The sequence below is a fragment of the Streptomyces sp. NPDC048462 genome (assembly GCF_043200175.1).
GTDB lineage: Bacteria > Actinomycetota > Actinomycetes > Streptomycetales > Streptomycetaceae > Streptomyces.
In genome coordinates this window covers 57,083-70,999 of sequence record NZ_JBICXG010000007.1, presented here as the reverse complement: position 1 = coordinate 70,999, position 13,917 = coordinate 57,083, and the positions used below count along the sequence as shown (strand labels likewise).

The 13,917-nt window shown below is 74.1% G+C and carries 11 protein-coding genes; 4 read left to right on the top strand and 7 right to left on the bottom strand.

The annotated features are described in order from the left end of the window. Positions 1-3 precede the first annotated feature (3 nt). From alc to ACGFU6_RS14635, 6 genes are all read right to left on the bottom strand, one after another. Entirely contained in the window at positions 4-1,149 is a 1,146-nt protein-coding gene (gene alc / locus ACGFU6_RS14660; protein WP_393610905.1) for an allantoicase, read from the bottom strand. A gap of 64 nt (positions 1,150-1,213) precedes the next feature. Next, positions 1,214-2,134 (bottom strand): LysR substrate-binding domain-containing protein, encoded by a 921-nt coding sequence (locus ACGFU6_RS14655; RefSeq protein ID WP_393610903.1) that lies wholly within the window; start codon positions 2,132-2,134, stop codon positions 1,214-1,216. Positions 2,135-2,143: 9 nt separating this feature from the next. Next, positions 2,144-3,103 carry a DMT family transporter gene (locus ACGFU6_RS14650; RefSeq protein ID WP_393610901.1) on the bottom strand — a complete coding sequence of 320 codons (960 nt, stop codon included), beginning with the start codon at positions 3,101-3,103 and terminating at the stop codon, positions 2,144-2,146. A gap of 170 nt (positions 3,104-3,273) precedes the next feature. Beyond that, complete coding sequence (locus ACGFU6_RS14645) at positions 3,274-3,504, bottom strand: hypothetical protein (RefSeq protein WP_078617786.1); 231 nt, start codon at positions 3,502-3,504, stop codon at positions 3,274-3,276. A 20-nt stretch (positions 3,505-3,524) separates the two neighbouring features. Further along, a complete protein-coding gene (malQ, locus tag ACGFU6_RS14640; RefSeq protein WP_393610899.1) occupies positions 3,525-5,705 on the bottom strand; it encodes a 4-alpha-glucanotransferase in 2,181 nt (726 codons plus the stop codon). Next, positions 5,706-5,972 carry a hypothetical protein gene (locus tag ACGFU6_RS14635; RefSeq protein ID WP_393610898.1) on the bottom strand — a complete coding sequence of 89 codons (267 nt, stop codon included), beginning with the start codon at positions 5,970-5,972 and terminating at the stop codon, positions 5,706-5,708. 311 nt (positions 5,973-6,283) lie between these two features. On the opposite strand from ACGFU6_RS14635, the gene ACGFU6_RS14630 reads away from it, so the two are divergent. Together ACGFU6_RS14630 and ACGFU6_RS14625 are read left to right on the top strand one after the other, a co-directional pair. Beyond that, positions 6,284-9,292 carry a beta-N-acetylglucosaminidase domain-containing protein gene (locus ACGFU6_RS14630; protein ID WP_393610896.1) on the top strand — a complete coding sequence of 1,003 codons (3,009 nt, stop codon included), beginning with the start codon at positions 6,284-6,286 and terminating at the stop codon, positions 9,290-9,292. A gap of 87 nt (positions 9,293-9,379) precedes the next feature. Beyond that, the gene (locus tag ACGFU6_RS14625) at positions 9,380-10,342 is read left to right on the top strand and encodes an FtsX-like permease family protein (RefSeq protein ID WP_393610894.1); all 963 of its coding nucleotides are present in this window, start codon (positions 9,380-9,382) and stop codon (positions 10,340-10,342) included. Positions 10,343-10,371: 29 nt separating this feature from the next. Here ACGFU6_RS14625 and ACGFU6_RS14620 read toward each other — a convergent pair whose 3' ends face one another. Further along, the gene (locus ACGFU6_RS14620) at positions 10,372-10,908 is read right to left on the bottom strand and encodes an HNH endonuclease (RefSeq protein WP_123471109.1); all 537 of its coding nucleotides are present in this window, start codon (positions 10,906-10,908) and stop codon (positions 10,372-10,374) included. Positions 10,909-11,264: 356 nt separating this feature from the next. Between ACGFU6_RS14620 and ACGFU6_RS14615 the strand changes: the two genes are divergently transcribed. Beyond that, positions 11,265-12,332 carry a mechanosensitive ion channel family protein gene (locus ACGFU6_RS14615; RefSeq protein ID WP_393610892.1) on the top strand — a complete coding sequence of 356 codons (1,068 nt, stop codon included), beginning with the start codon at positions 11,265-11,267 and terminating at the stop codon, positions 12,330-12,332. A 314-nt stretch (positions 12,333-12,646) separates the two neighbouring features. Further along, positions 12,647-13,870 (top strand): ROK family protein, encoded by a 1,224-nt coding sequence (locus tag ACGFU6_RS14610; protein ID WP_393610891.1) that lies wholly within the window; start codon positions 12,647-12,649, stop codon positions 13,868-13,870. Positions 13,871-13,917: the final 47 nt, after the last annotated feature.

The following is a 13,917-nucleotide window of genomic DNA, read 5'->3' as shown; positions in this document are numbered from 1 at the left end:
CCCTCAGGCACCCGACTCCTCGTAGCGGGCGGTCAGGGCGGCCGCTCCGGACTCGGTCAGCGAGCCGTGCAGGCGCATCCGGGCGACGCCGCCGTCGGGGAAGGCGTCGAGCCGGACGTGGGTGACCACGGCCTGGGCGCGGAGCGGGAAGCGGTGCAGGGTGTCGGGCTGGAGGCGGGTGCGGGGGATGATCTCGAACCACTCGCCCGTCTCGCCGTTGCGGCCCTGGAGGGCGATCCAGCCGGCCGCGTTGCCCTTGAGGTAGGCGGTGTCGATCTCGACCGCGCGGACGGCGCCCTGGGCGGGCAGCCGGAAGCGCACCCAGTCGTTGGTGTCGCGGACCCGGCGGCGGCGGTTCTCCCAGCCGTCGTCCATCTTGCGGGAGGTGCCGGGCAGGATGATCTGGGTCGGCGAGGAGTAGAAGCGGTCGGAGGCGTCCTCGTAGCTGCCGCCGTTCAGGACCGAGATCAGGTCGAAGGTGCCGAGCGCCGCGAGCCAGGACGGGTCGGGGACGACCTCGCCGTGCACGCGCAGGCGGGCGATGCCGCCGTCGGGGTGCTGGCAGAGGCGGATGTGGGTGTAGCGGCGGTCGCCGGTTATCTCGAAGCCGTTGGCGGCGTGGCCGCGTACGGGGGTCGGCGGGACGATCTCGTCCCACTTGACGTCTTCCGCGAGGAGGGCTTCGGGGCTGGGCGAGCCGGGGACCGATGTCGCCTGGACCGAGACGCGCTGCGGGTAGTTGCCGCGGAAGTGGGCGGTGTCGATGACGAGGCCGCGGATGATGCCGGGGGCGCCGAGCCGGATCAGGGCCCAGTCGTGCTCGTCGGGGGTGGGGAAGGGATGGGCGGCGTCCGCGCCGCGGCGGCGGCGGGTCTCCCAGCCGTCCATGATCTTGCCCTTGTGGCCGAAGTGCTCGGGGTCGAAGACCGCGCGCTCCCTGAGCAGGAGGTTCTCGCGCTGGGCGAAGAACTCGTCGTTGGCGGCGATCACGCCCGCGCCGAGGCGCCGGTCCGCGAGGTCGACCAGCTCGGTGAACGGCAGGTCGGTGGTGAGGTAGTCGGCGTACGGGTCACCGCCGCCGTAGGGGGCCGCGTCATTGGCGTGGGGGTCGTTGTCCAGGGCGGGGGTCTCGCTCGCGTCGAAGGTCATGTACCCACTGTCCAACAGACTCATCGATCAGGTCCATCGAAAGTTTTCGCACATTTCATTCAGCTCAGCTGAACGATGCCTCGCGCGCGGCGCTGACCTCCTTGAGCGCGGCCAGTACCCGGGCCACCGCCGGACCGGTCTCGGCCCCCTGCCGCACCGCCGCCACCACGTGGCGCCGGGGCAGATCGGCGTCCAGAACGCGCAGGGCCACCCCCTTGCGGCGTTCCGCCGACGCCATCCGGGGGATCAGCGCGACGCCCATGCCGGCCTCCACCATGGCCAGGATCGCGGTCCACCCGGAGGCGCTGTGGGCCTGCTCGGGGACGAACCCGGCGGCCTCGCAGGCGGCGGTGGTGATCTCCGACCACGGGCCCGAGCCGCCGAAGATCCACGGCTCGGCGGCGAGGTCGGCCAGCCGGAGTCCGGGGGCGCCGGCGAGCCGGTGCCCGATGGGGAGGGCGACGTCGAGCGGGTCCGCGAGCAGCGGCAGCAGGGCGAACCGGGTGTCGCGTGCCGTCGGGGCGTGCGCGGCCAGGGAGAGCGCGAGGTCGACGTCACCGGCCGCGAGGAGCTCGTAGGCCTCCGCGGCCTCCGCCTCCCGCACCCGCACCTCGGGCCCGGGGCGGCCGTCGGCGCCCAGCAGCTGGACGGCCGGTACGACGAGGGCGGGCACCGCGGTCGAGAACGCGCCGACCCGCACCTCCCCCGCCTCTCCCCGCAGGTATCCGGTCAGCTCGGCCTCGGCGCGCTCCAGCTGGGCGAAGACCACCTCGGCGTGGCGGAGTACGAGGTGCGCGGCGTCGGTGAGCCGGACCCGCCTGCCCTGCGCCTCCAGCAGCGGCACCCCGAGCTGCCGGCCCAGGTTCGACAGCTGCTGGGACACCGCGGAGGGGGTCATCAGCAGCGCCTCGGCCGTCGCCGTGACGGTCCCGCGTTCGCTCAGCACCCGCAGGATCCGGAGCTTCTTGATGTCCCACTCGGTCATGTCCGCACACTAGCCGCCGGCCGGTCCCCGGCCCGCCCCGAGCGCCACTCCGCCGAGGATCAGGACCAGGCAGAGGATCTGGACCGGCCCCGTCGACTCACCCAGCAGGGCGAAGGAGAGCCCGGCCACGCAGACCGGCTGGAGGTAGTAGACGATCCCGGTGCGTGTCGCGCCGATCAGCGCGACGGCCCGGTTCCAGGCGAAGAACGCGAGCGCCGACGAGAGGACACCGACGTACAGCAGCGGCCCGACGGTGCCGGCCGTCGGCTCGAAGCCGCCCTGGACGGCGACGCTGACCGCGAAGGCGGGCGCCAGCATCAACGCGCCCAGCACGAAGGTGGCGAGCAGGAAGGCCAGTTGGCCGATCTCCGCCGGACGGCGGCGCAGCAGTGCGCTGTACGAGGCGAAGCTGAGCATCGCGGCGAACATCCACAGGTCGCCGGGGGCGAAGTGCAGGGCCAGGGAGCCGTTGCCGACCAGCAGCAGAACTCCGGTGCAGGCGACGGCCATTCCGGCGATGCGGCGCCCGCCGAGCCGCCGGCCGCCGAGGCGTTCGTACACCGCCATCACCACCGGCGACGCGGCCATGATCATGCCCATCTGGCCGGCCGATGTGGACATGCCCGCCTGGTTGACCAGGGTGTTGTAGACGGTGATCCCGAGCAGCGCGGAGAGGGTGACGAAGCCCAGGTGCCGGCGGATCAGCGCGCGCTGCCGCCAGGTCTCCCGCGCCGCGAGGGGTGCGACCGCGACGACGGCGACGATCCAGCGCCAGAAGGCGGCCTGGACGGGCGGGACGGTGTCGTGCAGGGCGCGCGCGGAGACGAAGCTGCCGGACCAGACGACGGTCGCGACGAGGGCGAGCAGCAGTCCGGTCCCGGAAGCCCACCGGGCTCCTGCCGGTCCTGCCGTTTTCGGGGGAACCTCTTTGACGTCGGTCACGGAGCCACCGTCACACCGGCAAAGCATTCAGGTCCATCGAATACTTCCGATGATTTCCTGAAGCAGAACTTAACGATGAGGAGAGTGAGCGGCTCACTGACGCGCGACAGGGCGCCCCGGCGCGTTGTGCACGTCGGGACGCCCTGGGGCGGGGCTATGGGTGCCGAGCAGGCCGGTGTGCCTGCTCAGTCCTGGTGTCAGGCCTGCTTCTTGGACTTGTCGAGGACCATGACCAGGCCGGCGATGACCCCGAACAGCACCAGCGGGGCCAGCACGAACAGGCCGATCGTGTCGATCACGCTCAGGCCGGGACCCGGGTCGTCGCCGTCGTCGCGGGTGAGCGCGAGCGCGGGGGACGTCATGAGCAGCATCATCAGCGTCGTTCCGGCGGCGACGGCACCGGCGCGCATAGCGTTCTTCTTGTCCACGGTACAAACGTAGCGAACGGCTACGAGGGCCGCGCGCCCGGGGGTGCCGTACGGGTCCCCGGGGGCTCCTGACGGGGGTTGAGCACCTCCATCAGCCGGTGCAGCCGGGGCGAGGCGGCCAGTTCCTCCAGGGTGACCGGATGCCCCTCGGCGTCCGCGATGGGCAGCCGCCAGTTGGGGTACTCGTCCCAGGTGCCCGGCAGGTTCTGCGGGCGGCGGTCGCCGATCGTGTCGGGCAGCCAGACCCCGGCCATCCGGGCCGGGGTGCGCAGCAGGAAGCGGTGGACGGCACGGACGGCCGCCTCCTCGTCGCCGCCGCCCTCGGGGAGCAGGCCGAGCCGGGAGAGCAGGCCGAGCCACTCCGCGGTGTCGGCGCCGTCCTCGGTGCGCTCCTGCTCCAGCGGGCGGGTGAGCAGGCCGAGGCGGTGGCGCAGCGTCACATGGTCACCGGTCAGCCGGGCGGCGGTGGAGGGCAGATCGTGGGTGGTGGCGGTGGCCAGGCAGTCCTCGCGCCACTCCTCGGGGGCCAGCGGGCGGCCGGTGCCCGACCAGTCCCGTTCGAACCAGAGGACGGAGGTGCCGAGGACGCCCCGTCGGGCGAGCGCCTCGCGGACGCCGGGTTCGACGGTGCCGAGGTCCTCGCCCATGACGACGGCGCCCGCCCGGTGGGCCTCCAGGACGAGGACGGCGAGCATCGCCTCGGCGTCCTGGCTGACGTAGGTGCCCTCGGTCGGCGGGTGCCCCTCGGGCACCCACCAGAGCCGGAACAGGCCCATCACGTGGTCGATGCGCAGGGCGCCTGCCCGGCCGAGGATCCCGCGCAGCAGACCCCGGAACGGGGCGTAGCCGGAAGCGGCCAGCGCGTCGGGGCGCCAGGGCGGCAGCCCCCAGTCCTGGCCGCGCGCGTTGAACGCGTCCGGGGGCGCGCCGACGGACATGCCGTGCGCGAAGGCGCCCTGCTGGGCCCAGGTGTCGGCGCCGCCGGGGTGCACGCCGACCGCGAGGTCGTGGACGATCCCGACGGCCATCCCGGCGTCCCGGGCGGCGCGCTGGGCCTCGGCGAGCTGAGTGTCGGTCAGCCAGGCGAGCCGGCAGTGGAAGTCGACCCGGTCGAGCAGTTCGCCGCGGGCGCGGGCGGTCTCCCGGGAGCGGGGATCGCGCAGGCCGGCCGGCCAGGTGTGCCAGTCGGAGCCGTGCACCTCGGCCAGGGCGCACCACAGGGCGTGGTCCTCCAGGGCCGGTCCCTGCCGGGCGAGGAAGTCGCAGTAGTCGGCGCGGCGGCCGGGGGTGAGGGGGACGTCGACGAGGATGGCGAGGGCCTGGCGCTTGAGCTCCCAGACGGCGTCGCGGTCGATCAGGGCGCCCTTGCTGAGCACGCCGTCGCTGAGCTCTCCGGCCCGGCGGCGCAGCTCGTCGAGCGCGGCCCGGTCGGAGGCGTGCCCGTACTCCGGGACCGACTCGACGCGCAGGTGCACGGGGTCGGGGAAGCGCCGCGAGGAGGGGCGGTAGGGCGAGGGGTCGGTGGGGGTGCCCAGGACCGCCGCGTGTAGCGGATTCACCTGGACGAAGCCGGCCCCGAGGCAACGCCCGGACCAGGACGCGAGGTCGGCGAGGTCACCGAGGTCGCCCATGCCCCAGGAGCGGGCGGAGAGCAGCGAGTAGAGCTGGACGAGGAAGCCGTGGCTGCGGGGCGGCGGCTGCGGGACGCGGGCCGGGGCGACGATCAGCGTGCAGGACTCGGCGGTCCGCTCCGGCGCGCGGGCGGTCAGCCGGTGCACCCCGAGCGGGGGTTCGGTCCACCAGCCGGGCGCGGGCGCACCGGGCGCCGCGTCACCCGTTCGGCGGGGCGCGCGGGAAACGGCCGGAACCGTATCCCCGGCGGGGGTCCGCATCCGGGCCGGGCGGGCGGGGCCGGGCTCCTCGGGGCGGGCGGTCAGCTCCGTGCCCGGGGGCAGCGCGGTCAGGGCCGGGGGCAGCGGCTCCCCGGTCCACACCACGACCGTGGGCGGGAGCAGCCGGGAGCCGGCCGCGGACTCGGCAGCGGCGAGCGCCTCCTGGACCGCCTCGGGCGTGGCCGCGTCGACACCGAGCGCGGCGAGCACCGCGACGACCGTGCCGTCGGGGACGGCCACCGTGACGTCGGCGGACGGGGAGTACGAGGTGGCGACGCCGTGCAGTGCGGCGAGCCGGGACAGGCCCATTCAGACTCCTGGGGACTCCATGCCCCAAGCGCTGCCGGACGAGGCCGGCTCACTGGTCAGCGGGGCGAGGACGGCGAGCGGGGGCTCACTGGTCAGGGGCGTGGCGTCGGCGAGCGGGGGCTCGCTGGTCAGGGGTATGGCGTCGGCGAGCGGGGCCTCGCTGGTGAGCGGGCCGGGGGTGGTGGCGGGGCACGCACTGATCATCGGAGCGGGCCCCGGCACCTGTTTGGTCAGGGCGGAGAGCAGGAGCTGCGCGGCAGCGGGCATGGTGGCCTCCTGGCCGTGGAGAGCAGGACACAGCAGACCTACCCAGCGGACGCGTCCGCAGACGTAGGCGTTATGACAACGAGTTCAACGTGCTCTGGGTCACAATCCGTTCCCCGGAGGCCGGTTCTCCGCAAGACGTCCGTCGTTTTCGGCCATTCGGCGCCGTCTTTCGCGTGACGCGACGCCAGCCACACGCGCCCCACCCCATCCGCCACATCGGGCATTTGCACCACAACGACCACGCACATTGACACCCTCGCGCGCGGGTGGTGGGCTCGGAGCCCACCAGTGGGAACGAGGGGAGAACGGGCATGCGGCTCAGGGGCAGGAAGCAGGCCGCGGCGGTCGCGGTGGCCGTGCTCGGCGGACTCCTCTCCACCGGAGCCCCGGCCGCCTTCGCCGCTCCCGCACCGCCCGGAACGCCCGGAACGTCCGTCGCCGACACCCCCGACCGCGCGGACGAGGGCGCGCTGCCCGCCGTGTGGCCCCGGCCGCAGAGCATCAAGGCCTCCGGCTCCTCGGTCCCCCTGTCCGGCGAGGTCACGCTCGTGGCCGGCGCCCAGGCCGACCCCTACGCCGTCGCCGCGCTCCGCCAGGTCCTGCGCGACGCGGGTGTGCGGACCGTCCACGAGAGCCTGCCGGGGCGCGGCCCCGTCATCCGGTTCGGCGGCGACGGGGCCCTGGACGCGCTGCGCACGCTGCGCGCCCCCGACCGGGGCGATCTGCCCGCCGGCGGCTACCGGATCGCGGCCGGCCACGTCGCCGGCCGGGACACCGTCGCCGTGGACGGCCTGGGCGACGACGGGCTGTTCCACGCGGTGCAGACCCTGCGTCAGCTGATCCGGGGCGGCACCGTCGCCGGGGCCACCGTCCGCGACTGGCCCTCCAGTGCCGTGCGCGGGATGACCGAGGGCTTCTACGGGCAGCCCTGGACCCAGGCGGAACGCCTGTCCCAGCTCGGCTTCATGGGGCGCACGAAGCAGAACCGGTACCTCTACGCGGCGGGCGACGACCCTTACCGGCAGGCCCGCTGGCGCGACCCGTATCCCGCCGACCGGCGCGCCGACTTCCGCGCGCTGGCCGAGCGGGCCGAGGCCGAACACGTGACGCTCGGCTGGGCCGTGGCGCCCGGCCAGTCGATGTGCCTGTCCTCGGAGCGCGACGTGAAGGCGCTGACGAAGAAGGTCGACGCGATGTGGGCCCTGGGGGTGCGGGTCTTCCAGGTGCAGTTCCAGGACGTCAGCTACAGCGAATGGCACTGCTCGGCCGACGCCGAGGCCTTCGGCGACGGTCCAGAGGCGGCGGCCAGGGCGCAGGCCCGCGTCGTGAGCGCGGTGGCCCAGCACCTCGCGGACCGCCATCCGGGCTCGCAGCCGCTGTCAATGATGCCGACGGAGTTCTACCAGGACGGGGCGACCGACTACCGCACGGCGCTCGCCAAGGAGCTCGACGACCGGGTGCAGGTCGCCTGGACCGGCGTCGGGGTCGTGCCGAAGACCATCACCGGCGGCGAACTGGCCGGTGCGCGCGCCACGTTCCGCCATCCGCTGGTCACGATGGACAACTACCCGGTCAACGACTACGCGCAGGACCGGATCTTCCTCGGCCCCTACACCGGCCGCGACCCGGCGGTCGCCATCGGTTCGGCGGCGCTGCTCGCCAACGCGATGGAGCAGCCGTCCGCCTCCCGGATCCCGCTGTTCACCGCCGCCGACTTCGCCTGGAACCCGAAGGGGTACCAGCCGCAGGAGTCCTGGCAGGCGGCCATCGACGACCTCGCGGGCGCGGACCCGGGCAGCCGGGACGCGCTGCGCGCCCTGGCCGGGAACAGCGCGGCCTCCGTGCTGGGCGGCGACGAGTCGGCGTATCTGAAGCCGTTGCTCGCCGCGTTCTGGAAGGCCCGCGGCGGTACGGACGCCGAGGCGCGCGACAAGGCGGCGACCCGGCTGCGTTCCGCGTTCACCGTGATGCGCGAGACCCCGCAGCGGCTGGCCGGTCTTGCCGACGGGCGGCTCGACGACGAGGTGCGGCCGTGGACCGAGCAGTTGTCCCGGTACGGCAGGGCCGGTGAGCTGGCCGTCGATCTGCTCCAGGCCCAGACCCGCGATGACGGGTCGGCCGCCTGGCAGGCGTCGCTGGCCCTGGAGCCGGTGAGCAGGTCCGTGAAGGCGAGCGGCGCGACGGTCGGCAAGGGGGTGCTCGGCCCGTTCCTGGACCGGGCGCGCAAGGAGGCCGACGCCTGGACCGGAACGGACCGCGACAACGGCACGGTGACCGAGGCGCAGGGCAGCTACACGGTGCGCCTGGGCCGGGTCCGTCCACTGGAGGCCGTCACCGCGACGGCCCTGCCGGGCGGCGGCGCCACCCCGGCGGACGCGACGGTCCAGGCGCATGTGCCCGGCGAGGGCTGGCACAGCCTCGGCCCGCTCTCGTCGAGCGGCTGGACCCAGACCGGCGGCCAGGGTCTGCGGGCCGACGCGGTCCGGATCAGCTGGCCGACAGCCACCCCGTCGGTCACCGGCGCACCGCCCCTGATCATCCCGCCCCTCGCGGGCGCGGCCCCGTCCGCCGGGACGGCGCCCCGGGTGCGCTCGCTGGTGCCGTGGTTCGGCGACGAGCCCGCCGCCCGGCTCGACCTCGCGCACGGCGAGACGGACGCCGAGATCGGCGGCAGGCCGCAGCGGGTCGAGGCGCGGCTCTCGCCCGGCCGCCCGGCCGAGGTGAAGGGCGCGCTCAAGGCGAAGGCCCCCAAGGGCATCAAGGTGCGGCTGCCCAAGCAGACGACCGTCCAGCGCGGCTCCCGCACGGACGTGCCCGTGGAGATCACCGTGCCCGCGGACACCCCGGCGGGCGAGTACGAGGTGCCGTTCTCCTTCGGCGCCGAGGAGACCACCCTGACCGTCCGGGCCTTCCCGCGCACCGCGGGCCCCGATCTGCTGCGCACGGCCACCGCCTCCTCCTCGGGCGACGAGACCGCGGACTTCCCCGCCGCCGCCGCGTCGGACGGTGACCCGGAGACCCGCTGGTCGTCCCCGGCCGAGGACGGCGCCTGGTGGCAGGCCGAACTGTCCGCCCCGGTCCGGGTCGGGCAGGTGGTCCTGGACTGGCAGGACGCGTACGCCTCCCGCTACCGCGTACAGGTCTCGGCCGACGGCCGCACCTGGCGCACCGCGGCCACCGTCCGCAACGGCCGGGGCGGGCACGAGGCGGTCCGGATGGACGAGAAGGACACCCGGTTCATCCGGGTCCAGGGCGACGGGCGGGCCACCGAGTACGGCTACTCGCTCTGGTCGGTCCAGGCGTACGCGGTGGCCGAGTAACTCCACCCGCCCGACGCCGCAGCCCCGGGGCAGGCGTCCATCGCGTTCGGACACTGCCTGCTGAACCAGCCCGGCCAGCGCACCGGCGTGGTGGCCACGCTGCTGCTCCTGCTCATCCCCGTGTTCGGCTTCCTGGGCCAGTGCGCCCGGATCGGCGCCGTCCACCGGGACCGGCGGATGGCGGCGCTGCGGCTCGCCGGGGCGTCGCCCCGGCAGGTGCGGCGCATCGCCGCCCTGGAGTCCGCTCCCGCGTGCCTGGTGGGCGCGGTCGCCGGCTGCGCCGCGGTTCTCGCCGGCTCCGGCCGTACGCCGCCACCCGAGGCCTGGGCGGGCTTCGTGGTGGTCGTGGTTGCCGTGCCGGTGGTCGCCGCGCTGGTGAGCGGGTTCGCGCTGCGCAAGGTGATCGCAGAACCGCTCGGCCGGCTGCGCCGGACGGGGTACGAGCCCGACCGGCGGACGGCCCTCGCGTTCGTGCTTCCGGCGATCGCGGTCGCCGCGGCGGCCGCCGTCCTCCAGCTCTCGGACGACAGCTCCCGCGGCGGCACGTTCCCGCCGCTGGTGCTCCTCCTGGTGCTCCTCTTCTCGGCGGGCGCGCTCTGGGCGGCCGGGGCCTCATCCGCCTTCATGGGCCGCCGCCTGACGGCCGGTGCGAAAAGCCCCGCGGTGCTGATCGCCGCGAGCAGGCTGCGGGAGGACCCGTGGGCCGCCGCGCGTGCCCACGCCGCGCTGCTCCTTGTCACCGTCGTCGGCACGGGCTTCGTGGGAGTCCGGGAGGTCATGCTCGCCGTGCTGCGCGAGCGGGGCGGCTACTCACCGGTGGCCCTGCTCCTGGAGACCGCGCTCCCGCTGGCCCCGGCGACGCTGCTGGCGGGCGTCGGCGGCATGGCGGTGCACCTCGTGTACGCCGTCTTCGTCACCCCGGACAGCTTCCCGTCGATGCTCCCGCTCCTGGTGCCCGTGGGGGTGTACGCCGCCTGCCTGCTGGCCGCCGCGACGTCGCTGCCGCTGCTGCGGCGCATGGCGCACCCCGCGGAGCTGCGGTTCACATAGGGCCCGGCCGGGTGATCGGTGCCGGCCGCTCAGGCGGAGATGCCATCGATCCGGGCCATCGCGTCGTCCGCCCCGAACGGCTGGAGATAGGGCAGCCAGCGCGGGTCGCGGTGGCCCGTGCCGATGATCCGCCAGGCGAGTCCGGTCGGCGGGGCGGGCGGCTGGTGGAGCCGCCAGCCGAGCTCGGGCAGATGCCGGTCGGCCTTGACGTGGTTGCAGCGGCGGCAGGCCGCCACCACGTTCTCCCAGGCGTGCTGTCCGCCTCGGCTGCGCGGGATGACGTGGTCGACGCTGGTCGCGGCGGCGCCGCAGTACATGCAGCGCCCGCCGTCCCTGGCGAAGAGCGCCCGCCGGGTCAGCGGGACTGGCCCCCGGTAGGGGACGCGCACGAACCGCTTCAGGCGCACGACGCTGGGGGCCGGGACGGCCCGGGTGGCACTGTGCATGAAGGCGCCGGATTCCTCGAGGCAGATGGCCTTGTTCTCCAGGACGAGGACGAGCGCGCGGCGGAGCGGTACGACGCCGAGCGGCTCGTACGACGCGTTGAGAACCAGGACGTGCGGCACGGTTGATGCCTCCTTGTACGCCGGCGGCGCGTGGCTCGCGCCGGGACGATCCGATCTCAGTCTCCCCTCCTGCCTGGTCAAAGCGCCACCACGTCCGGGTAACGGGCCGGAAGGATTTTCTTTCCTCCGCCCGCACCGTCCGTACGGCACAGACGCACCGGAACAGGTGCTTCGGAGCCCTGCCGCCCGCCGTCGCACCCGGTGTGCGATCGGCCACCCGCGGTACTGCCGGCCGGGTCCTTACCTGCTCCATATCCCCGGGTGAGACGCGTCTCTCCCCCTGATCACGGCAACGGAGCACGCCCGATGCCCCGTTAGTGTGGTTGGTCAGCGCTCGCCCAACCGGAGGTTTCGCCGTGCCCCTGTCCGCCCTGTTGGCCGCAGCACAGTCTCCCGAGCCAGGTGGCTCGCTGGACGAAGCCGCCAAGCAGGCAGGCAACGCCGCGGGCTGGGTGGAGCAGAACTGGTCCACCTGGCTGAACACCGGTCTGCGGATCGTGCTCATCGCCGCCATCGCGATCGTGTTGCGCATAGCGATCCGCCGTGCCCTGACCAAGCTCATCGAACGCATGAACCGCAGCGCCCAGGCGGTGGAGGGCACGGCACTGGGCGGTCTGCTGGTCAACGCGGAGCGCCGCCGCCAGCGCTCGGAGGCGATCGGCTCGGTACTCCGTTCGGTGGCCTCGTTCCTGATCCTCGGCACCGCCGCGCTGATGATCCTGGGCGCCTTCCAGATCAACCTGGCCCCGCTGCTGGCCTCCGCCGGGGTCGCCGGGGTGGCGCTCGGCTTCGGTGCCCGCAACCTGGTCACCGACTTCCTCTCCGGCGTCTTCATGATCCTGGAGGACCAGTACGGCGTCGGCGACACCATCGACGCGGGCGTCGCCTCCGGCGAGGTCATCGAGGTCGGCCTGCGGGTGACCAAGCTGCGCGGCGACAACGGCGCGATCTGGTACGTCCGCAACGGCGAGGTGAAGCGGATCGGCAACCTCAGCCAGGGCTGGTCCACCGCGGGCGTCGATGTGATGGTGCGCCCCACCGAGGACCTGGAACAGGTCGGTGCGGTCATCACCGAGGCCGCCCAGCAGATGGCCAAGGAGGACCCGTGGACCGAGCGTCTGTGGGGTCCGGTGGAGATCCTGGGCCTGGACACGGTGCTGCTGGACTCGATGACGGTCCGGGTCACCGCCAAGACGATGCCGGGCCAGGCCCTGGGCGTGGAGCGCGAGCTGCGCTGGCGGATCAAGCGTGCCTTCGACGAGGCGGGCATCCGGATGATCGGCGAGCTCCCGGCGCAGGCCGCCGAGGCCTCGGCCGCCGACCCGACGGCCGGGATGGCCGCCCCCTCGGCGTACGCCTCGGCCATCTCGCCGCAGTCCCTGGCGGCGACCCCGATAGTGCAGCCCCCGAACATCTCCAAGTAGCGAGCGGCCGCTCGCCGCACGGTCAGGGGCGCCCCGCGAGTTCCGCGGTGGCGCCCCTCGCCGTTTCCGGGCCAGCGGCCGATCGGCCCGCCTGCGATGGATACGGGCCAACTCGGTTCACCGGCGGCCCTGTTGGGAATGCACCCCGGCAGGGCGCCGGTGGGGCACCGGAGCGCCGGCGGCGTCGCCTGCCACCGCCCAGGTAACGCTTTGGTTGCCACAGCGGTGCGGACCATTGACGCCCAGGTGACGTGCGCCCTACGGTCCTCTCACCGAATAGGAAACTTTCCTAACAGAGGGCAGGTGCAGTGATCATGGCCGGAACCACGCCGGGTACCCCCCGCGTTCTGCGGGCCATGAACGACCGGGCCGCCCTCGACCTGCTGCTGGAGCACGGACCCCTCTCGCGGACCAGGATCGGGAAGCTGACGGGCCTGTCCAAGCCCACCGCCTCCCAGCTGCTCGCCCGGCTGGAGGCGGCCGGCCTGGTCGTCGCCACCGGGACCGCGGCCGGGCGGCCGGGCCCCAACGCGCAGCTGTACACCGTCAACGCCTCGGCCGCCCATGTGGCCGGGCTCGACGTGAACGCCCAGCGCATTCTCGCCGCCGTCGCCGACGTGACGGGTGAGACGGTCGGGGAGTTCGAGCTGCGGACCCCGGGGCGGCGCGCCGACAGCGTGGTGCGCCAGGTGGCGGACGCACTGGACGGGGCGGTGAAGGACGCCGGGCTGACCCGCTCCGACGTGCACCGGCTCGTCATCGGCACACCGGGCGCCTTCGACCCGGGCACGGGCAGGCTGCGGTACGCCTCGCACCTGCCGGGCTGGCACTCCCCGACCCTGCTGGACGAGCTGGCCGCCTTCCTGCCGATGCCCGTGGAGTACGAGAACGACGTGAACCTCGTCGCGGTGGCCGAACAACGGCTCGGCGCGGCCCGGGGCCACGACGACTTCGTCCTGCTGTGGAACGAGGAGGGCCTCGGCGCCGCCCTCGTCATCAACGGCCGGCTGCACCGGGGCTTCACCGGCGGTGCCGGCGAGGTCGGCTTCCTGCCGGTGCCGGGCGCGCCGCTGGTCCGGCAGGTCACCAAGGCCAACTCGGGCGGCTTCCAGGAGCTGGCCGGTGCCCAGGTGCTCGCCCGGCTGGCCCGTGAGCTGGGCATCGACGACGAGTCGGTGCGGGGTCCGGGCACCCACCACGAGATCGCGGCCGCACTGGTGGGCCGGGCGGCGGAGTCCGCGGAGCGGGGCGAGGGCGGGCCGCAGGGCCGGCTGCTCGATCTGTTCGCCACCGGCCTGGCCACCGGTCTCGCCTCCATGCTCGCAGTGCTCGACCCCGAGGTCGTCGTGCTCTCGGGTGAGCTGATCTCGCGCGGCGGGGAACCGCTGCGCGGCCGGGTGGCGGCCGAACTGGCCGAGCTCGCGGCGTCCCGGCCCCGGCTGATCGCCGGCGAGGTGACGCACCGGCCCGTACTGCGCGGCGCGCTGGAGAGCGCGCTGGCCACCACGCGCGACGAAGTGTTCGACACCTCGCGCTGAACCCCCTGTACTCCCCTGCACCACCCCCTTTGCCACCTCTCTGCTGC

Bases quoted from the DNA above. Each gene is read 5' to 3' on its own strand.
- alc (WP_393610905.1), bottom strand. From the start codon at position 1,149: ATGACCTTCGACGCGAGCGAGACCCCCGCCCTGGACAACGACCCCCAC.
- ACGFU6_RS14655 (WP_393610903.1), bottom strand. From the start codon at position 2,134: ATGACCGAGTGGGACATCAAGAAGCTCCGGATCCTGCGGGTGCTGAGC.
- ACGFU6_RS14650 (WP_393610901.1), bottom strand. From the start codon at position 3,103: ATGCTTTGCCGGTGTGACGGTGGCTCCGTGACCGACGTCAAAGAGGTT.
- malQ (WP_393610899.1), bottom strand. From the start codon at position 5,705: ATGGGCCTGTCCCGGCTCGCCGCACTGCACGGCGTCGCCACCTCGTAC.
- ACGFU6_RS14635 (WP_393610898.1), bottom strand. From the start codon at position 5,972: ATGCCCGCTGCCGCGCAGCTCCTGCTCTCCGCCCTGACCAAACAGGTG.
- ACGFU6_RS14630 (WP_393610896.1), top strand. From the start codon at position 6,284: ATGCGGCTCAGGGGCAGGAAGCAGGCCGCGGCGGTCGCGGTGGCCGTG.
- ACGFU6_RS14610 (WP_393610891.1), top strand. From the start codon at position 12,647: ATGGCCGGAACCACGCCGGGTACCCCCCGCGTTCTGCGGGCCATGAAC.